18 protein-coding genes and 1 pseudogene are annotated in these 19,129 nt (G+C 58.8%); 10 read left to right on the top strand and 9 right to left on the bottom strand.

Features of this window, described 5'->3' with window-relative positions; all coding sequences use genetic code 11:
• Positions 1-47 precede the first annotated feature (47 nt).
• Together trmA and ACIONG_RS13835 are read right to left on the bottom strand one after the other, a co-directional pair.
• Positions 48-1,127 (bottom strand): tRNA (uridine(54)-C5)-methyltransferase TrmA, encoded by a 1,080-nt coding sequence (trmA, locus tag ACIONG_RS13840; protein ID WP_401300161.1) that lies wholly within the window; start codon positions 1,125-1,127, stop codon positions 48-50.
• Positions 1,124-2,419: an NCS2 family permease gene (locus ACIONG_RS13835; protein WP_103303635.1), complete on the bottom strand. Its 1,296-nt coding sequence runs from the start codon at positions 2,417-2,419 to the stop codon at positions 1,124-1,126. The genes trmA and ACIONG_RS13835 overlap by 4 nt, the downstream gene beginning before the upstream one ends.
• Positions 2,420-2,641: 222 nt before the next feature.
• Between ACIONG_RS13835 and ACIONG_RS13830 the strand changes: the two genes are divergently transcribed.
• Together ACIONG_RS13830 and ACIONG_RS13825 are read left to right on the top strand one after the other, a co-directional pair.
• Positions 2,642-3,091: a DUF4879 domain-containing protein gene (locus tag ACIONG_RS13830; RefSeq protein ID WP_401300159.1), complete on the top strand. Its 450-nt coding sequence runs from the start codon at positions 2,642-2,644 to the stop codon at positions 3,089-3,091.
• A 67-nt stretch (positions 3,092-3,158) separates the two neighbouring features.
• Positions 3,159-3,710: a DJ-1 family glyoxalase III gene (locus tag ACIONG_RS13825; protein ID WP_401300156.1), complete on the top strand. Its 552-nt coding sequence runs from the start codon at positions 3,159-3,161 to the stop codon at positions 3,708-3,710.
• Positions 3,711-3,715: 5 nt separating this feature from the next.
• On the opposite strand, the gene ACIONG_RS13820 is transcribed toward ACIONG_RS13825, so the two are convergent.
• The 3 genes and pseudogenes from ACIONG_RS13820 to ACIONG_RS13810 form a co-directional block, all read right to left on the bottom strand.
• The gene (locus ACIONG_RS13820; protein ID WP_103303633.1) at positions 3,716-4,003 is read right to left on the bottom strand and encodes a HigA family addiction module antitoxin; all 288 of its coding nucleotides are present in this window, start codon (positions 4,001-4,003) and stop codon (positions 3,716-3,718) included.
• A 14-nt stretch (positions 4,004-4,017) separates the two neighbouring features.
• A pseudogene (locus ACIONG_RS13815) lies at positions 4,018-4,295 on the bottom strand (type II toxin-antitoxin system RelE/ParE family toxin).
• Positions 4,296-4,394: 99 nt separating this feature from the next.
• Positions 4,395-5,633 (bottom strand): MFS transporter, encoded by a 1,239-nt coding sequence (locus ACIONG_RS13810; RefSeq protein WP_315446304.1) that lies wholly within the window; start codon positions 5,631-5,633, stop codon positions 4,395-4,397.
• 551 nt (positions 5,634-6,184) lie between these two features.
• On the opposite strand from ACIONG_RS13810, the gene ACIONG_RS13805 reads away from it, so the two are divergent.
• From ACIONG_RS13805 to ACIONG_RS13795, 3 genes are all read left to right on the top strand, one after another.
• A complete protein-coding gene (locus tag ACIONG_RS13805; RefSeq protein ID WP_401300152.1) occupies positions 6,185-7,630 on the top strand; it encodes a cytochrome ubiquinol oxidase subunit I in 1,446 nt (481 codons plus the stop codon).
• 3 nt (positions 7,631-7,633) lie between these two features.
• Positions 7,634-8,641, top strand: coding sequence for a cytochrome d ubiquinol oxidase subunit II (gene cydB / locus ACIONG_RS13800; protein ID WP_103303629.1), 1,008 nt, complete (start codon positions 7,634-7,636; stop codon positions 8,639-8,641).
• A gap of 82 nt (positions 8,642-8,723) precedes the next feature.
• Positions 8,724-8,891: a DUF2474 domain-containing protein gene (locus ACIONG_RS13795; RefSeq protein ID WP_186614035.1), complete on the top strand. Its 168-nt coding sequence runs from the start codon at positions 8,724-8,726 to the stop codon at positions 8,889-8,891.
• Positions 8,892-8,963: 72 nt separating this feature from the next.
• On the opposite strand, the gene ACIONG_RS13790 is transcribed toward ACIONG_RS13795, so the two are convergent.
• The gene (locus tag ACIONG_RS13790) at positions 8,964-10,088 is read right to left on the bottom strand and encodes a class I SAM-dependent methyltransferase (protein WP_103303627.1); all 1,125 of its coding nucleotides are present in this window, start codon (positions 10,086-10,088) and stop codon (positions 8,964-8,966) included.
• 175 nt (positions 10,089-10,263) lie between these two features.
• Positions 10,264-10,977 carry an autoinducer binding domain-containing protein gene (locus tag ACIONG_RS13785; protein WP_213026639.1) on the bottom strand — a complete coding sequence of 238 codons (714 nt, stop codon included), beginning with the start codon at positions 10,975-10,977 and terminating at the stop codon, positions 10,264-10,266.
• A gap of 322 nt (positions 10,978-11,299) precedes the next feature.
• Between ACIONG_RS13785 and ACIONG_RS13780 the strand changes: the two genes are divergently transcribed.
• Positions 11,300-12,076: a ferredoxin--NADP reductase gene (locus ACIONG_RS13780; protein WP_103303625.1), complete on the top strand. Its 777-nt coding sequence runs from the start codon at positions 11,300-11,302 to the stop codon at positions 12,074-12,076.
• 43 nt (positions 12,077-12,119) lie between these two features.
• On the opposite strand, the gene mscL is transcribed toward ACIONG_RS13780, so the two are convergent.
• The gene (mscL, locus tag ACIONG_RS13775) at positions 12,120-12,533 is read right to left on the bottom strand and encodes a large-conductance mechanosensitive channel protein MscL (RefSeq protein ID WP_103303624.1); all 414 of its coding nucleotides are present in this window, start codon (positions 12,531-12,533) and stop codon (positions 12,120-12,122) included.
• A 287-nt stretch (positions 12,534-12,820) separates the two neighbouring features.
• Between mscL and katB the strand changes: the two genes are divergently transcribed.
• The 3 genes from katB to radA are packed head-to-tail and all read left to right on the top strand — an operon-like array spanning position 12,821 to position 16,381.
• Entirely contained in the window at positions 12,821-14,362 is a 1,542-nt protein-coding gene (gene katB / locus ACIONG_RS13770) for a catalase KatB (RefSeq protein WP_401300145.1), read from the top strand.
• Positions 14,363-14,422: 60 nt separating this feature from the next.
• Positions 14,423-14,968, top strand: coding sequence for an ankyrin repeat domain-containing protein (locus tag ACIONG_RS13765; protein ID WP_103303622.1), 546 nt, complete (start codon positions 14,423-14,425; stop codon positions 14,966-14,968).
• 45 nt (positions 14,969-15,013) lie between these two features.
• Positions 15,014-16,381, top strand: coding sequence for a DNA repair protein RadA (gene radA, locus ACIONG_RS13760; protein ID WP_315446307.1), 1,368 nt, complete (start codon positions 15,014-15,016; stop codon positions 16,379-16,381).
• A 145-nt stretch (positions 16,382-16,526) separates the two neighbouring features.
• Here radA and ACIONG_RS13755 read toward each other — a convergent pair whose 3' ends face one another.
• A complete protein-coding gene (locus ACIONG_RS13755; protein ID WP_103303620.1) occupies positions 16,527-16,895 on the bottom strand; it encodes a PilZ domain-containing protein in 369 nt (122 codons plus the stop codon).
• Positions 16,896-17,054: 159 nt separating this feature from the next.
• On the opposite strand from ACIONG_RS13755, the gene ACIONG_RS13750 reads away from it, so the two are divergent.
• Positions 17,055-19,121 carry a carbon starvation CstA family protein gene (locus tag ACIONG_RS13750; RefSeq protein ID WP_103303619.1) on the top strand — a complete coding sequence of 689 codons (2,067 nt, stop codon included), beginning with the start codon at positions 17,055-17,057 and terminating at the stop codon, positions 19,119-19,121.
• Positions 19,122-19,129 lie beyond the last annotated feature (8 nt).

Genomic DNA, 19,129 nt, shown 5'->3' with positions numbered 1-19,129 from the left:
AAAAAAGCCGTCAATCACGACGGCTTTTTCGTCTACGGCCTCTGCACTCAACGCCGGGTCAGCAACACGCCTGATTCCATGTGATGCGTCCACGGGAACTGATCGAACAATGCGCAGCGGGTGATGCGGTGCGTATCGTGCAATTGGGCGATGTTGGCCGCCAGGGTTTCCGGGTTGCAGGAGATGTACAGGATGTTGTCGAAACGCCGGGTCAGCTCGCAGGTGTCCGGGTCCATGCCGGCGCGTGGCGGGTCGACGAACACGCTGCCGAACTCGTAGCTCTTCAGGTCGATGCCGTGCAGGCGACGGAACGGACGCACTTCGTTGAGCGCTTCGGTCAGCTCTTCGGCGGACAAACGCACCAGCGTGACGTTATCCACAGCGTTTTCGCTGAGGTTGCTCAATGCGGCATTAACCGAGGTCTTGCTGATCTCGGTGGCCAGCACTTTGCGCACGCGGGTGGCGAGCGGCAGGGTGAAGTTGCCGTTGCCGCAGTACAGCTCCAGCAGATCGTCAGGGCGATCGCCCAGTGCTTCGTAAGCCCAGTTCAACATCTTCTGGTTCACGGTGCCGTTGGGCTGGGTGAACGCGCCTTCCGGCTGGCGGTAGCTGAAGGTGCGACCGCCGACTTCGAGTTTCTCGACCACGTAATCAAGGCCGAGCACTTCGCGTTTGCCCTTCGAGCGTCCGATGATGCTGACGCCGAGATCCGCCGCAAGCTTCGTCGCCGCTGCATGCCAGTGCTCGTCCAGCGGGCGGTGATAGCACAGGGTGATCATCGCATCGCCGGCCAGCGTGGTCAGAAACTCGACCTGAAACAGCTTGTGGCTCAACGCCGAACTGGCTTGCCACGCTGCCTTGAGCTGCGGCATCAGTTGATTGATGCGCAGGCTGGCAATCGGAAATTCTTCGATGAGGATCGGCGTGCGTTTGTCGTCCTGCGAGAACATCGCGTAATGCCGCTCGCCGGCCTCGCGCCACAGGCGGAATTCGGCACGCAGACGGAAGTTCTGCAGCGGCGAGTCGAACACGGTCGGCTTTGGCGCATCGAACGGGGCCAGCAGGTCACGCAAACGCGTGACCTTGTCTTCTAGCTGTGCGGCGTAGGCCTGGGAATCGAAAGTCATGCGTTGAACCAACCCAACTTGATCACAAACAGAATCGACAGGATCACCAGCGCCGGGTTCAGCTCACGGGCGCGGCCCGACAGCAACTTGATCACGGTCCAGGAGATGAAACCGAACGCGATGCCGTTGGCGATCGAGTAAGTGAACGGCATGGCCAGCGCGGTGACCACGACCGGTGCGGCGACGGTGATGTCGTCCCATTCTATTTCTGCCAGGCCCGACATCATCAATACAGCGACGAACAGCAACGCCGGTGCGGTGGCGAAAGCCGGAACGCTGGCCGCCAGTGGCGAGAAGAACAACGCCAGCAGGAACAGAATCGCCACGACAACAGCGGTCAGCCCGGTACGGCCGCCAGCACTCACGCCGGCAGCGGATTCGATGTAGCTGGTGGTGGTCGAGGTGCCCAGCAGCGAACCGGCCATGGCGGCCGTGCTGTCGGCGATCAGGGCGCGCCCCATTTTCGGCATGTGGCCATCTTTGCCCATCAGGCCGGCGCGCTTGGCAACGCCGATCAGGGTGCCGGAGTTGTCGAACAGGTCGACGAACAGGAAAGCGAAGATCACGCTGACCAGACCGATGTCCAGCGCGCCTTTGATGTCCAGTTGCAGGAATGTCGGGGCCAGCGAAGGTGGCATCGAGGTCACGCCATTGAACGGCGTAAAGCCGAAGGCGATGGACGTGATGGTCACCGCCAGAATGCCGATCAGCACTGCACCGCGCACTTTCAGCGCTTCGAGGGCGACGATCAGGGCGAAACCGAGGGTGGCGAGGATCGGTGCCGGCGCTTTCAGGTCACCGAGGCCGACCATGGTCGCCGGGTTGCTCACCACGATGTCGGCGTTGTGCAGGGCGATCAGCGCCAGGAACAGGCCGATACCGGCGGCAATCGCCGAGCGCAGCGGCAACGGGATGCTGTTGATGATCCACTCACGGATGCGGAAGATCGACAGCAGGAAGAAGCATACGGCCGAGATGAACACCGCGCCCAGCGCCACTTGCCAGGTGTGGCCCATGTGCAGGACGACGGTGTAAGTGAAGAAGGCGTTCAGGCCCATGCCCGGTGCGAGGGCAATCGGGTAGTTGGCGATCAGGCCCATGACCGTGGAGCCGATGGCGGCTGCCAGACAGGTGGCGACGAACACCGCGCCCTTGTCCATGCCGGTCTCGCCGAGAATGCTCGGGTTGACGAACAGAATGTAGGCCATGGCCAGGAAAGTCGTGATGCCCGCGAGAATCTCGGTGCGCACGTTGGTGTTATGTGCCTTGAGTTGAAACAGCCTTTCCAGCATGTCTGCTCCCCGTGGCGCGCGTGGCGCCGTGAATGTATCGACCTCAACAGCAAAGCACAGACCGTCGCAAGCGCCTGGAAAATTGTGGTGGGCCGGAAAAAGCCGCGCATCATACCAGCAGCGTGAGGAATATGGCGGTTGTTGGTGTCGATCGTCGTCGAAGTTTTGCACTGCGGCCAACTGCGCCATACTGCGCGCAGTTTTTTTCAGGATGGGCAACGCATGAGCAATCGCTGGATGACGGCTTTCGGATTGATCGCAGGGCTGATGACGGGAGCCTCTGCTGCGTTCGCGGCATCGGCGCCACCATTGACCGAGGTGAAGGTGATCAAGGTGCAATCGTCGGCCTGTGGTCTGGAAGACATTGCTGATAACCAGGCGCAAACCCAGTGCAATCACAGCGGACCGAGCATCAAGGTCTACGTGCTGGAAGTCGGCTATGGCCAGAGCCAGCCGCACGCCACGCTGGACGGCTTCGAAGTGAATGGCACGCGCTCCCCGGTGTGCGCCTTCGATAACGGCAACCTGACCGAATGCACACCCGGCAGCAAAACCGTTGGCTCCCTCTATACCTTCGATATGGCAGGCAAGCAGGAAGGGACTTTCAGCTTCAGCAACACCTCGATCAACGCCCCGCGCAACACCCTGTCGACGCAGCTTTACATCAAGTAACGGCTGTACCCGAACGGTCGCGGGCAAAGCTGACTACGCTTTAAAGATCAACCAGCGGAAATCGCCCATGACCTTTAGAGCCCTGATTACCCTCGCCGAGGGCATCGATGATCTGCAAAGCGTGACCCTGATCGATGTGTTGCGCCGCGCCGGCATCGAAGTGGTGGCGGCGAGTATTGAAGGACGCCGCATGCTGACCTGCGCACGCGGTACTCGCTTGACCGCCGACGGCATGCTGGTCGATGTGCTGGCGCAAACCTTCGACCTGATCGTCCTGCCCGGCGGGGCTGTCGGTTCACAACACCTGGCGGCGCATCAACCTCTGCAACAACTGCTCAAGGACCAGGCCAGCGCCGGACGCCTGTTCGCCGCCATCGCCGAAGCCCCCGCGCTCGCCCTGCAAGCCTTCGGCGTATTGCGCCAGCGGCGCATGACCTGCCTGCCGAGTGCCAGCCATCAACTCTCCGGTTGTACGTTTGTTGATCAACCGGTGGTGGTCGACGGCAACTGCATCACCGCCCAAGGCTCAGGCGCCGCACTGGCGTTTGCGCTGGCGCTGGTGGAGCAACTTGGCGGCAAGGCCTTGCGGGCGAAAGTGGCGGGGGAGTTGCGGGTTTGAAGGGTTCAGGCGTGCGCGGCGATAGGTTCAATCGCCGGTTGCTCCCGATGTTCCGCTTGCCACAGATCGTAGTCGGTTTGAACACCTAACCAAACGCGTGCCTTGCCTATGCCTGCTCGCTCCAGCCGCACGGCCAGATCCGGGCTGATCGGCGCATGCCCATGCAATACACGGGAAAGATGCGGGCGAGCGAAGCCGAGGTGCCGTGCCAGTTCGGTCACGCTGATGCCAAGCTCGGGCAAGACATCCAGCAGCAGTGTTTCACCGGGGTGTGGCGGGTTGTGCATGGGCATGAGCCTGCCTCCTGTCAGTGGTAGTCCAGATAATCGACCAGTTCGATGTCCGAACCGACAAAACGAAAGATAACCCGCCAGTTGCCTGAAACACTGAGCGACCAGTATGTCGACAGCTCCCCCTTCAGTGGATGCAACGCCAGCCTGGAAGATCAAGATCTGCGGGGAGCGCTGCGCGATCCATGAATTGCAGCATGCGCGCTAACCGTTTTGCGTGATCGGCGCGAATTCCGCGAGTCGAACCTGTTTCATAGAAGCCACGAAGGCCTTTGTGCTGAAAGGATTTGATCATGCCAGCGAGTGTAAGGCGATACATTACACTCGATGCGGTATCTATGTGCCGCACCTTTTCGATTAATTTGTGTTGGTGTGCTGTATCGGTAAACGAAAACTAAGCCTTCGCCTCTTCGACCAACTCTGTCATTCGGTCTCGTCTGGCCAGCGTCGGGAACAACTTGATCCACGTCCCTGTTACCACCAGCGTACCGATGCCGCCCATGACCACCGCCGGTACGGTGCCGAACCAGTGGGCGGTAAGGCCGGATTCGAATTCGCCCAACTGGTTCGAGGCGCCGATGAACAAGCCGTTGACCGCGCTGACCCGGCCGCGCATTTCGTCCGGGGTTTCCAGTTGTACGAAGGAGGCGCGGATCACCATGCTGATCATGTCCGCCGCGCCGAGCACCACCAGCACCGCCAGCGAGAACCAGAACGAGGTCGACAGGCCGAAGGCAATCGTTGCGACGCCAAAGATGCCGACTGCGGTGAACATCACCCGGCCGACGTTGCGCTCCACGGCAAACCGCGCCAGAAACAGTGACATTCCCAATGCCCCCACAGCCGGTGCCGAGCGCAGCAGGCCCAGGCCCCAGGGGCCCGTCAGCAGAATATCTTTGGCGAATACCGGCAGCAGCGCCGTTGCGCCACCGAGCAGCACCGCGAACAGGTCCAGCGAGATCGCGCCGAGGATGTCCGGGCGGCTGCGAATGAAGCGGATCCCTGCCAGTAAAGAATCCAGCGTGGCTTTGCCTTTGTTCAAAGGTGTCTGCCGCGCCGGCAGGTTGAGCATCAGCGAGCAGGCAATCACATAGAGAAGCACCGTCGGGCCATAGACCCAGACGCTGCCGAATGCGTAAAGCAACCCGCCGATGGCTGGCGCCACGATGGTCGCCGATTGTTGTGCCGATTGCGCTGCCGCGACAGCTCGCGGGAACAGCGCAGTGGGCACAATGCTTGGCAGCAGCGCTTGAGTGGTGGGCATTTCGAACGACCGCGCCGCACCGAGCAGGAAAGCGAGGATGAAGATCATTTCCCGGGTGACGTGATCGGTGGCACTGCCAATAGCCAGTGCCAGCGCGATCAATGCCTGCAATGACTGACAGATTGCTGCGACTTTGCGTCGGTCGTAGCGGTCGGCGACATGACCGGTGTGCAGCATGAACAGCACACGCGGGGCGAATTCCACCAAGCCGACCAGACCCAGGTCGAGCACGTTGCCGGTCAGTTGGTAGAGGTTCCAGCCAATCGCCACGGTGAGCATCTGAAAACCGCTGGCGGTGAAGATCCGGGCGAACCAGAACGCAAGGAAGGGGCGATGGTGACGTAACAGCAAAGGCTCTTGGCTGGGCATCTGAAGGCAGGTCTGGCTCGGGGGAGAATCGCGAGGTTATCACCAGTCTGTAACAGGAAGTTGCTATGACAAAAAATTTAGTTAGCCAGACATCGATTTTTCCTGCCTGTGAGATTTCCCTTGTGGTGAGGGGATTTATCCCCGATGGGCCGCGAAGCGGCCCCGATAGCATTCAACTCAGCTCTTTCAGATGAATAACGGGGTCGGATTTGCGACTGCTGCGCAGCCGATCGGGGATGAATTCCCTTGCCACAGGGGACTTCATTCATCTGACAAATGTATTTCAGAGCCTTGCAGCTGCAATGAGGCAACTTGTCACGCGGCAAACGACCACGCGGTTCTTCGTCGCAAATGGGACTACTCTTTCAACGTTGCTTGATCCAGATCAAGACCCCAGAAGGAATTGATCCGGTGGCCCGTTGGCCAGACTCCCTGCGTTGCGATGGTTGTTTAAAAAGAACGAATCAGAATTCGCCGCACTCCATATCCGTGGGGGCAGTGGGTGCAGGCCTCCGGGCCCGCAACCGGTATTACCTGACAGAGGAAGCCATATGTTCGGTTTAGAGGCACTCGATCTCGCCCGAATTCAGTTCGCGTTCACCATCTCGTTCCACATCCTGTTCCCGGCCATCACCATCGGTCTGGCGAGTTACCTTGCGGTACTCGAAGGCCTGTGGCTGAAAACCCGAAACGACACCTACCGTGACCTCTACCACTTCTGGTCGAAGATCTTCGCCGTCAACTTCGGCATGGGCGTGGTGTCCGGGTTGGTCATGGCCTATCAGTTCGGCACCAACTGGAGCCGATTCTCGGACTTCGCCGGTTCTGTCACCGGGCCTTTGCTGACCTATGAAGTGCTCACGGCGTTCTTCCTCGAGGCCGGTTTCCTTGGGGTCATGCTGTTTGGCTGGAACAAGGTCGGGCGCGGCCTGCACTTTTTCTCCACGGTGATGGTGGCCATCGGCACGCTGATTTCGACCTTCTGGATTCTCGCCTCCAACAGCTGGATGCAAACCCCGCAGGGCTTCGAGATCATCAACGGCCAAGTGATTCCGACCGACTGGCTGGCTATCATCTTCAACCCGTCGTTCCCCTATCGTCTGATGCACATGGCGACTGCAGCGTTTGTCGCCACGGCGTTCTTCGTCGGTTCGTCAGCGGCCTGGCACCTGCTGCGCGGCAAGGACAACCCGGCGATCCGCACCATGCTGTCGATGGCGATGTGGATGGCGTTGATTGTCGCGCCGATTCAAGCGGTCATCGGTGACTTCCACGGCCTCAATACCCTCGAGCATCAACCGGCGAAAATCGCCGCGATCGAAGGCCACTGGGAAAACAAGGGCGACGAGGCGACGCCGCTGATCCTGTTCGGCTGGCCGGACATGAAAGAGGAAAGAACCAAATTCGCCGTGGAAATTCCGTATCTCGGCAGCCTGATCCTGACCCACTCACTGGACAAGCAGGTACCGGCGCTCAAGGAGTTTCCGCCAGAAGACCGGCCGAATTCGACCATCGTGTTCTGGTCGTTCCGGATCATGGTCGGCCTCGGTTTCCTGATGATCTTCACCGGTCTGTGGAGTTTGTGGCTGCGTAAACGCGACACCCTCTACACCTCGCGTCCGTTCCTGTACCTGGCGCTCTGGATGGGGCCGTCCGGCCTGATCGCGATTCTTGCCGGCTGGTTCACCACGGAAATCGGTCGTCAGCCGTGGGTGGTCTACGGGTTGATGCGTACAGCGGATGCCTCCTCCAACCATAGCTTCATGCAGATGAGCATCACCCTGATCATGTTTGTAGTGGTGTATTTCGCCCTGTTCGGTGCGGGCCTCGGTTACATGATGCGTCTGGTGCGCAAAGGGCCGAAGATCAGCGAAGGCGCAGGAACGCCGGAAGGTGGCCCGGGCAAAAAACGCACGCCGGCCCGTCCGTTGTCCGCTGCCGACGATTCGGCCGATGCCGACCACGGCGACGACGTCACCCTGACCAAGGAGATTTGACTCATGGGTATTGATCTTCCGCTGATCTGGGCCGTGATCATCATCTTCGGCATCATGATGTACGTGGTCATGGACGGCTTCGACCTGGGAATCGGGATTCTCTTCCCGTTCATCCCGGGCAAGGTTGACCGTGACGTAATGATGAACACCGTCGCCCCGGTCTGGGACGGCAATGAAACGTGGCTGGTACTCGGCGGCGCGGCCTTGTTCGGTGCGTTCCCACTGGCGTATTCGGTGGTGCTGTCGGCGTTGTACCTGCCGCTGATCTTCATGCTGATCGGTTTGATTTTCCGTGGCGTGGCGTTCGAGTTCCGCTTCAAGGCCAAGGACGACAAGCGTCACCTGTGGGACAAGGCGTTTATCGGCGGTTCGGTGGCCGCAACGTTCTTCCAGGGCGTGGCCCTCGGCGCGTTCATCGACGGTTTGCCGGTGGTCAATCGGCAATACGCCGGTGGTTCGCTGGACTGGCTGACTCCGTTCACCCTGTTCTGCGGCGCTGCGCTAGTGGTGGCGTATGCCTTGCTCGGCTGTACCTGGCTGATCATGAAGACCGAAGGCAAGCTGCAAGAGCAGATGCACAATCTGGCGCGGCCCTTGGCCTTTGTGCTGCTGGCGGTGATCGGTGTGGTCAGCCTGTGGACCCCGCTGGCGCACCCGGAAATCGCCACACGCTGGTTCAGCATGCCGAATCTGTTCTGGTTCATGCCGGTGCCGATTCTGGTATTGGTGACGATGTATGGCCTGATTCGCGCCGTCGCGCGCAATGCCAACTACATGCCGTTCCTGTTGACCCTGGTGCTGATTTTCCTCGGCTACAGCGGTCTGGGCATCAGTCTGTGGCCGAACATCGTGCCGCCGTCGATCTCGATCTGGGACGCTGCCGCGCCGCCGCAAAGCCAGGGCTTCATGCTGGTGGGCACGTTATTCATCATTCCGTTCATCCTGGGTTACACCTTCTGGAGCTACTACGTGTTCCGCGGCAAGGTCACCCATGAAGACGGTTATCACTGAACCTGTGGCAGCGGGCTTGCTCCGGGCGGCGTTCCGACGATGGCGTCGGCTGCGACGCCCGCTCTGAATGAGGATCGAAACAATGACCGGCAAACATTCCCTGCACGACATTGAACAAGCCGAAAAAAAACCGCTGTGGCAGCGGCTCGGCTGGTTGGCGTTGATCTGGGCAGGCAGTGTCGGCGTGCTGTTTATCGCCGCCAGCCTGATGCGCATGTTCATGAATGCGGCAGGCTTGACCACTCATTGAATCACCCCGTCCCCGGCGCCTTCGGGTACGGATTTGAAACCCTCCGCATGGAGGGTTTTTTTTGCCCGCAGGTTACTTGCGCGCTTTGAGCACCACGAATTTCGGGGTGGCCGCCACTTGCTCGACGCCCCGGAACAGCCGAGCCAGTTTGCTGTGATAACCCAGATGACGGTTGCCGACGATATACAACGCACCGCCCACCACCAGCGCTTCGCGCGCCTGCTGGAACATGCGCCAGGCCAGGAAATCGCCGACCACTTGCTGTTGATGGAACGGCGGATTGCACAGCACCACGTCCAGCGATTGCGGTTCCTGACCGGCCAGACCATCCCCGGCACGCACAATCACTTCGCGATCACCGAGCGCGGCACGCCAGTTTTCAGCAGCCGATTGCACGGCCATGAATGATTCGTCGACCAGCGTGTACTGCGCATCCGGATTTTGCAGGGCGCTGGCAATCGCCAGTACACCATTGCCGCAGCCCAGGTCGGCGACTCGTGCGCCGCCAAGGTTCTTCGGTAAATGCGGGAGAAAGGCGCGGGTGCCGATGTCCAGTCCCTCGCGGCAGAACACATTGGCGTGGTTGAGCAGTTCGATGGCTGGCGTGTCGAGGCGATAGCGGGTCGGGTAGGGCGACACCGCCGCGGCTTTCGCCTCTGGGGTGGCAATCAGCAAGCGGGCTTTTTTCACCGCCAGTGAGGCCTGAACCGGACCGATATAGCGCTCCAGCAAATCGCCAGCGGCGCGCGGTAAATGCTTGATCATCGCCGCCGCAATCACTTCAGCGCCGGGCGCCAACTGCCCTTGCAGCCGAATCAGTTGTTCTTCCAGCAAAGCGAGGGTTTTCGGGACGCGGATCAGTACGCGGTCGAACGGCCCGAGCAACGGCTCGCTGGCCGGGATCCCGCGAATGGCGTCGAACGCCTGGCCATTGCGCAGCAGGTTCTTTTCCAGCCCCTGAAAGCCCAGAAACGAATCGCCGCTGCTGGTGACGTCAACCTTGCCCAGCAAACTGGCGGCCAGCGCACCGAAGCTGTCGTTGAGCACCAATACCCGCGTGTCGGTCGTCGGTTGCTGCGCAGCCAGATGATTGAGCAGGTATTCGTCGGCGGCATCGAAAGCTTGCAGCGGTTCGTTCTGCTGTTCGGGCTGGCGGATCAGGTCGAGTTGGGCAAAGGGCGTATCGAGCAAAGGCATGGGACGGGGACTCAGGGTAATCGACGGGTGTCCCGCAGCCTTGGTGTTGTGCGGCGGAACCGACCGAGTGGACTGCGGCGTGGGGAAATCACGCCATCACTCAGGAAGGCCACAAATGGTACGTTTTTTTTCAGCGAAATACCCGCAGGTTTTCAGGCGTCAACCAAGACATCGGTCAGATGATTCCGGCTCTGGCAGCCGCGATGACGGCGGAAATCTTGTTGCAGACGTTGAGCTTCTCGATCACGTTTTGCACGTGGTAGTTCACGGTGCGTTCGCTCAGGCTGAGGATCTTGGAGATCTCATAGGCCGTCTTTCCGCCGGCGGACAATTGCATGATTTCCAGTTCTCGTGACGAAAGTTTTGGCTGCCGGGGTTTGGCAGGTTGCTTGGGTAAGGTCCGGGCGAACAATTCGCTGAGGTGGCTGGCGGCGTAAAAGATGTAGCCAAAATGCTCATACAACTCCAGCGGGCTGATCGGGCAATGCCTGCGTGCCAGGCTGAGAATGCAGCACAAGCCGCTTTCCTCGTGGTGGAACGATTGCGACCAGCCATGTTGCAGACCCTGTTGCTTCAACCCTTGCCATAGTTGTGGGGCATTTGAGAATGCCTTTTCATTCCAGACGATGGGGATCATTGAATGATTGCAGTGTGCTATTACGGGATCAATTTGATTGAAGTTGTCTTTTTCATATTTTTGATTCCAGTCTTGAGGGTAGTTGTTGATTTGCAAGGCGTTTAATTGTGTGACCTGCCGGGGCGAAGTAACCGATATCGCACAAAAGTTAAAACCCAGATTTTCGGCAAATCTGAGCAATATCGGATATGCCGAATCTATACCTTTGGCGAAAGTCAGTTGCTTTAACTGCGACTCCTTCCACGTTTCCATTACCAAAGCTCCATGCGATAACTGGGGTGCTTTTTTGGATCCAACCGGATCCGCACGCCAACGAGTGTAGGACCTTTCCTACGTATTGTTTTGATTTTTTTGCACTTGAATGGAGTAAAAACTGAATAACTAGTTCTTAAGTACATATTGTTTTATATGGGGCGTGACATCTTTTACAAAGTTTTACTTATTAGTCATAAATGTCATGGTTTTGTACAGGATTTACCAGCACGAAATACGTGCTGAATGCCATTACAAATCGGTGGTATTTAAGCGCCTGGCTTTGCGGGAAACTGGTGGCAACCGTTGAATGGAGTGCCCTATGACAGCCAGTACAGAGAAATTCACCCGGCAGACCCTCGTGGCCATACAACCCTTGACCCCCAGCCTGTTCACCTTGCGTACAACCCGCGACGCGGGATTTCGTTTTCGGGCGGGTCAGTTCGCTCGACTCGGCGTGACCAGGGCCGATGGCAGCACCGTGTGGCGTGCCTACTCCATGGTGTCATCTCCCTTCGATGAGTTTCTTGAGTTCTTTTCCATTGTGGTGCCCGGGGGCGAGTTCACCAGTGAGCTGAGTCGGCTTGAGGTTGGCGACTCGCTGCTGGTCGATCGCCAGGCGTTCGGCTATCTGACCCTTGATCGTTTCGTCGACGGTCGCGATTTATGGCTATTGTCCACAGGCACAGGGGTGGCGCCTTTCCTGTCGATCCTGCAGGACTTCGAGGTGTGGGAGAAATTCCAGCGCATCATCCTTGTGTACAGCGTCAGAGAGGCGCGCGAACTTGCCTACCAGACACTGATCGCCGAACTGGCGCAGCGTGATTACCTCGCCGAGCACATTCACAAACTGCAGTTCATTGCCACTGTCACCCGCGAGCAACACCCGGATGCGCTGCATGGCCGAATCACCACGCTGATCGAGAACGGTGAATTGGAGCGTGCTGCAGGCGTTGAGCTGACTGCCGAACACTCGCGTGTCATGTTGTGCGGTAACCCGCAAATGATCGACGACACTCGCGCGCTGTTGAAAAAGCGCCACATGAGCCTCAGCCTGACCCGCAGGCCTGGCCAGGTCGCGGTAGAAAACTACTGGTAAACAAACGGCGCCCACAGGCGCCGTTTTTTATCGTGCGGAAGGTTCAGGGCCGGGTGTTCTGGGCCTTGAGCAGATCGCGGATCTCGCCCAGCAATTCTTCTTCTTTGGTTGGCACCGGTGGCAGGGTAGGCGCCACGGCTTCTTCGCGTTTCAGGCGGTTGATGGCTTTGACGCCCATGAAGATCGCGAAAGCGACGATCACAAAATCAAGGATGCTCTGGATGAACTTGCCGTAAGCCAGCATCACCGCAGGGGCATTGCCTTCGGCGGCTTTCAGCGTAATGGCCAGATCGCTGAAGTCGACGCCGCCGATCAGCAGACCGATTGGCGGCATGATCACATCACCGACAAAGGACGAAACGATTTTGCCGAACGCGGCACCGATGATGATACCGACGGCCATGTCGACCACATTGCCTTTGACCGCGAAGGCCTTGAACTCGCTAAGCACGCCCATAGGTTATTTCCTTGTTACAGATGAGTTTTGGTGTACGCAGTGTAAATCAGCAAAACGCGTCCTGCGCGAAACACCTTCTTACAATGCCCGTTTTTATCGACACACTAATCGACGATTAGTTTGCAAAGTGCCACTAATCGCGCGCGAAATACGCCGTAACCTGCTGATCGGAAAGCCAAATTTTTCAATCATGGGGTTACGTTCTTTCTATTTATGTTCGACGGCACAGGCCTCTAGCCTTGGTGTGGCGCACCTGGATGCGCCCAAAAAAACCAGAGGATCCTGATATGAATTCCGCTCTTGGACTGGGGGCTTTTCCCCATCGCCGTACGATTGGCTTACTCACCGCCAGCCTGCTGACCTTCTCCGTGCAGGCCGCTCCCCTGACCCGCGATAACGGTGCAGCTGTTGGCGACAACCAGAACTCGCAAACCGCAGGTGCCAATGGCCCGGTGCTGCTGCAGGATGTGCAACTGATCCAGAAACTGCAGCGTTTCGACCGCGAGCGCATCCCGGAGCGCGTGGTTCACGCCCGTGGCACCGGCGCCCATGGCACTTTCACCGTGACCAATGACCTTGGCGACCTGAGCAAGGCCAAGGTCTTCGCCGCTGGCCAGAGCACGCCTGTATTCGTGCGGTTTTCCGCCGTGGTGCATGGCAACCACTCTCCGGAAACCCTGCGGGACCCGCGTGGTTTCGCCACCAAGTTCTACACCGCCGATGGCAACTGGGACCTGGTCGGCAACAATTTTCCGACCTTCTTTATTCGTGATGCAATCAAGTTCCCGGACATGGTGCATGCGTTCAAACCCGACCCGCGCACTAACCTGGATGACGACTCGCGCCGCTTCGACTTCTTCTCTCACGTACCGGAAGCCACGCGTACGCTGACCGAGTTGTATTCCAATTCGGGAACTCCAGCCAGTTATCGAGAGATGGATGGCAATGGTGTACATGCTTACAAGTTGGTAAATGCCAAAGGCGAAATTCACTATGTGAAGTTTCATTGGAAGAGTTTGCAGGGAATTAACAACTTAACGCCAAAACAAGTCGTCAAGGTTCAAGGGCAAGATTACAGTCACATGACGACGGATTTGGTCACTAATATCAATAAGGGTAACTTCCCGAAATGGGACTTGTACGTTCAAGTGCTGAAGCCACAAGATTTGTCCAAGTTTGATTTTGATCCACTGGATGCGACAAAGATCTGGCCGGGTATTCCAGAACGAAAAGTTGGACAAATGGTGTTGAACCGTAATCCGGCAAACGTCTTTCAGGAGACGGAGCAAGTTGCGATGGCACCTTCCAATGTTGTGCCAGGCATCGAGCCTTCGGAAGACCGTCTGTTGCAAGGTCGGGTGTTCTCTTACGCCGATACGCAAATGTATCGCCTGGGCGCCAACGCCCTGCAATTGCCGATCAATGCGCCGAAAGTTGCGGTGAACAATGGCAATCAGGATGGTGCGATGAACGTGGGCGCGAGCAGCTCCGGGGTGAACTATCAGCCGAGCCGTGTACAACCGCGTGAAGAAACGCAAACCGCTCGTTACAGCCAGTCGGCGCTGTCGGGCAGCACTCAGCAAGCGAAGATCCAGCGTGAACAGAACTTCAAGCAGGCCGGTGATCTGTATCGCTCGTTCAGCAAAAAGGAACGCCGCGATCTGATCGACAGCTTCGGTGGCTCGCTGGCCAGCACCGATGACGAGAGCAAGCACATCATCCTGTCCTTCCTTTATAAGGCCGATCCGGAATATGGCACCGGCGTGACCGAGGTGGCCAAGGGTGACCTCAGCCGAGTCAAGGCACTGGCGGCCAAACTGGTCGACTGATTCGAGGCTCATGCGATGCGGGGCCTGACTCAGGCCCCGTTTCACTCAAGGAGATCGCTGATGCGTATCTGTCTTTTAATGTTGGCCGGTTGTTTGTCATTCAACGCGTGGGCGGCACCTGATGCGCAGAGCCCCGACGCTATCAGACTTCAGTTGCAAAACTACTATTTCGACGCTGCCCGGCGTGGTGATGTGCCGATGCTCGAGACCTTTATCGAATCGGGTTACTCCCTCGACACTCGCGATGACAAGGGTTACACCGCGCTGATTCTGGCGGCGTATCACGGGCAGGCACCAGCGGTGGAACGATTGCTCGCCGCCGGGGCCGACGCCTGTGCTCAGGATCAACGCGGTAACACGGCGTTGATGGGCGCGATTTTCAAGGGTGAGTTACAGATTGCCCGACGCTTGATGGCCACCGATTGCAGCCCCGACCAACGTAACGCTGCCGGTCAGACGGCCGCTATGTATGCCGGTCTGTTCAAGCGACTGGAGTTGCTCGACGCCCTCAAGGCCAAAGGTGCCGACCTGGATGCGCAAGATCCGCTGGGCAACAGCGCCGCGCGTCTGGCCAACGGGGAAATCCGTACTGCTGCGCCGCGCTGATTGGCGGCACGTGCGTTATCATCGCGGTTTTTGTCGGGGGTTCTGATGGCCAAGGCCAAGCGCATGTACGGCTGCACCGAGTGCGGCGCAACCTTTCCCAAGTGGGCCGGCCAGTGTGGCGAGTGCGGTGCCTGGAACACCCTCACTGAAACCATGATCGAGAGCGGCGGCGCCACCGCGCCCACCGGCCGCACCGGTTGGGCCGGGCAACAGGCGCAGATCAAGACCCTGGCCGAAGTCAGCGTCGAGGAGATTCCACGTTTTTCCACCGCGTCCGGTGAACTCGATCGCGTGCTCGGCGGTGGTCTGGTGGATGGTTCGGTGGTGCTGATCGGCGGTGATCCGGGGATCGGCAAGTCGACGATCCTGTTGCAGACCCTGTGCAATCTCGCCAAGAGCATGCCAGCGCTGTACGTCACCGGCGAGGAATCCCAACAGCAGGTGGCCATGCGCGCCCGTCGCCTCGGCTTGCCGCAGGACCAGTTGCGGGTGATGACCGAGACCTGTATCGAAACCATCATCGCCACCGCCCGTCAGGAAAAGCCCAAGGTGATGGTGATCGACTCGATCCAGACAATCTTCACTGAACAACTGCAATCGGCGCCCGGCGGCGTTTCCCAAGTGCGCGAAAGTGCGGCGTTGCTGGTGCGTTATGCCAAGCAAAGCGGCACAGCGATTTTCCTTGTTGGTCACGTCACCAAGGAAGGCGCGCTGGCGGGCCCGCGCGTGCTGGAACATATGGTCGATACCGTGCTGTATTTCGAAGGTGAATCCGACGGGCGTTTGCGTTTGCTGCGGGCGGTGAAAAACCGTTTCGGTGCGGTCAACGAGCTGGGTGTGTTCGGCATGACGGACAAAGGCCTGAAGGAGGTCTCCAATCCTTCGGCAATTTTCCTTACCCGTGCTCAGGAAGAAGTCCCGGGCAGCGTGGTGATGGCAACGTGGGAGGGCACGCGACCGATGCTGGTGGAGGTGCAGGCACTGGTCGATGACAGCCACTTGGCCAACCCGCGTCGGGTGACGCTGGGGCTGGATCAGAATCGTCTGGCAATGTTGCTCGCGGTTTTACACCGTCATGGTGGCATTCCGACCCACGATCAGGACGTGTTCCTCAATGTGGTCGGCGGGGTGAAGGTGCTGGAAACCGCATCCGACCTGGCGTTGATGGCGGCCGTGATGTCGAGCCTGCGCAATCGGCCATTGCCCCATGATCTGCTGGTGTTTGGCGAAGTCGGCTTGTCCGGCGAGGTGCGCCCGGTGCCGAGCGGTCAGGAGCGTTTGAAAGAAGCAGCCAAGCATGGCTTCAAACGGGCGATCGTACCCAAGGGCAATGCACCAAAAGAAGCACCTGCGGGCTTGCAGATCATCGCTGTCACCCGCCTCGAACAAGCCCTCGACGCGCTCTTCGAATAAAAAACTGTCTTCTGGTGAATTCTGTGGCGAGGGGATTTATCCCCGATGGCTGCGCAGCAGCCCATTTTTTGGGGCCGCTACGCGACCATCGGGGATAAATCCCCTCGCCACAGAGTCCGCCACAGGGCATTGATTTGTGTTGGCACTAGATTTCGATCAAGGCACCCAGTTCGCGTTCCAGCTCGGCTTCGTCAGCCAGATTGAGTTCAATCAACCGCCGCAAGCGTTGAATCGAATCAAGAGAAATGTGCTGGCAGACGAAGCCGAGCTGTCCGTGATCATCGTGTTTAAGCTGCGCATCCATTTCGATATGGACGTCTTCGCTCAGATGGATGTCGACATGGAAAGTATTCTCGGCAATGCCCAGCCATGGCTCTGGCTTCTCGATCAACAGTCCCTTGAGTGACAGATCGATCAGCTTCACCTGCCAGATATATTCACCCTGGCGTAATTCGGTTCTGGCATCGAACGCAATTCGTTTGAAGCGGCGACGATTTGCAGGGTGCTCGCTCATGGCGCAATCCTCCTGAAGGTTTGCTGACTATAGACCCCGCAAGCGGGGGCGAGCCAACCAGTAAAGCGTCTAGACCAATGTCGGGGTATGGCCTTTGGCGCCGTAAGCGCTAAACTCGGGGTGGCTGTCTTTCTTGTCCACCCTGGCTGGAATAATAAAATGAAAAATAATAATAGCCTGCTACGCCACTTACCCTGGCTAGTGCTGGCAATCGTAGGAGCGTGCGCCCTGGGCGTAGTGGCATTGCGCCGAGGCGAGGCGATCAACGCCTTGTGGATTGTGGTCGCTGCCGTGGCCATCTATCTGGTTGCGTACCGTTACTACAGCCTGTTCATCGCAAACAATGTGATGCAACTCGATCCGCGTCGGGCCACCCCCGCCGTTCTCAACAATGACGGTCTGGACTACGTTCCGACCAACAAACACATTCTCTTCGGTCACCACTTCGCAGCGATTGCTGGCGCGGGACCTCTGGTCGGCCCGGTACTGGCGGCGCAGATGGGTTACTTGCCCGGCACGCTGTGGCTGATTGCCGGCGTGGTGCTGGCGGGCGCGGTGCAGGACTTCATGGTTCTGTTCATGTCTACCCGTCGCAACGGCCGTTCCCTGGGCGACATGGTGCGTGAAGAAATGGGCCGGGTCCCCGGCACCATTGCCCTGTTCGGCTGCTTCCTGATCATGATCATCATCCTCGCGGTGCTGGCGCTGATCGTGGTCAAGGCACTGGCCGAGAGCCCGTGGGGCATCTTCACCGTGATGGCGACCATCCCGATCGCGATGTTCATGGGCATATACATGCGCTACATCCGTCCGGGCCGTATTGGCGAGATCTCCGTGGTCGGCGTGTTGCTGCTGCTGGGTTCGATCTGGCTGGGTGGGCAGATTGCCGCTGATCCGGTGTGGGCCAAGGCCTTCACTTTCACCGGTGTGCAAATTACCTGGATGCTGGTCGGCTACGGTTTCGTCGCTGCGTCGCTACCGGTCTGGCTGATTCTGGCGCCGCGTGACTACCTCTCCACCTTCCTGAAAATCGGCACCATCATCGCTCTGGCGATCGGTATTCTGGTGACCATGCCCGAACTGAAAATGCCCGCGCTGACCCAGTTCGTCGACGGCACCGGTCCGGTGTGGAAGGGCGGCCTGTTCCCGTTCCTGTTCATCACCATCGCTTGCGGTGCGGTGTCTGGGTTCCACGCGCTGATCTCTTCGGGTACCACGCCGAAGCTGCTGGATAACGAAACCAACGCCCGTTACATCGGTTACGGCGGCATGCTGATGGAGTCGTTCGTCGCCATCATGGCCATGGTCGCTGCCTCGGTGATCGAGCCTGGCGTGTACTTCGCCATGAACAGCCCGGCCGCCGTCGTCGGCAGTGATGTGGTGTCTGTTGCGCAAGTGGTCTCCAGTTGGGGCTTTGCGATTACGCCGGAAGCGCTGCAAGCCGTGGCGCATGACATCGGTGAAACCACCATCCTGGCCCGTGCCGGTGGTGCGCCGACCCTGGCGGTCGGTATCGCGCAGATCCTGCACAGTGTCCTGCCGGGTGAAAACACCATGGCGTTCTGGTACCACTTCGCGATCCTGTTCGAAGCGCTGTTTATCCTGACTGCGGTAGACGCCGGCACCCGTGCCGGGCGTTTCATGTTGCAGGATCTGCTCGGCTCTTTCGTTCCGGCGCTGAAACGTACCGAATCGTGGACCGCCAACCTGATCGCCACCGCCGGTTGTGTGGCGATGTGGGGCTGGCTGCTGTACCAAGGCGTGATCGACCCACTGGGCGGTATCAACACCCTGTGGCCGCTGTTCGGTATCTCCAACCAGATGCTCGCCGGTATCGCGCTGATGCTCGGCACCGTGGTCCTGATCAAAATGAAGCGTCAGCGCTACATTTGGGTCACTCTGCTGCCAGCCACCTGGCTGCTGATCTGCACCACGACTGCAGGCTTCATCAAACTGTTCGACGCCAACCCTGCGATCGGCTTCCTGTCGCTGGCCAAGAAATACAGCGATGCGCTGGCCAATGGTCAGGTGTTGGCACCGGCAAAAAGCGTTGAGCAGATGCAGCACGTGATCTTCAACGCTTACACCAACGCAACGCTGACCGCGCTGTTCCTGTTTGTGGTGTTCAGCATCCTGTTCTATGCGCTCAAGGTCGGCATCGCTGCCTGGGGCAAAAAAGAGCGTACGGATAAAGAATCGCCATTCCAGGCTCTGCCGGATGCGTAACCAGAGGA

Origin of the sequence: Pseudomonas sp. NPDC087817 (assembly GCF_044742875.1) — a bacterium.
GTDB lineage: Bacteria > Pseudomonadota > Gammaproteobacteria > Pseudomonadales > Pseudomonadaceae > Aquipseudomonas.
Note: the sequence above shows the minus strand (reverse complement) of the source record. Positions and strands in the feature narration are given on the sequence as shown.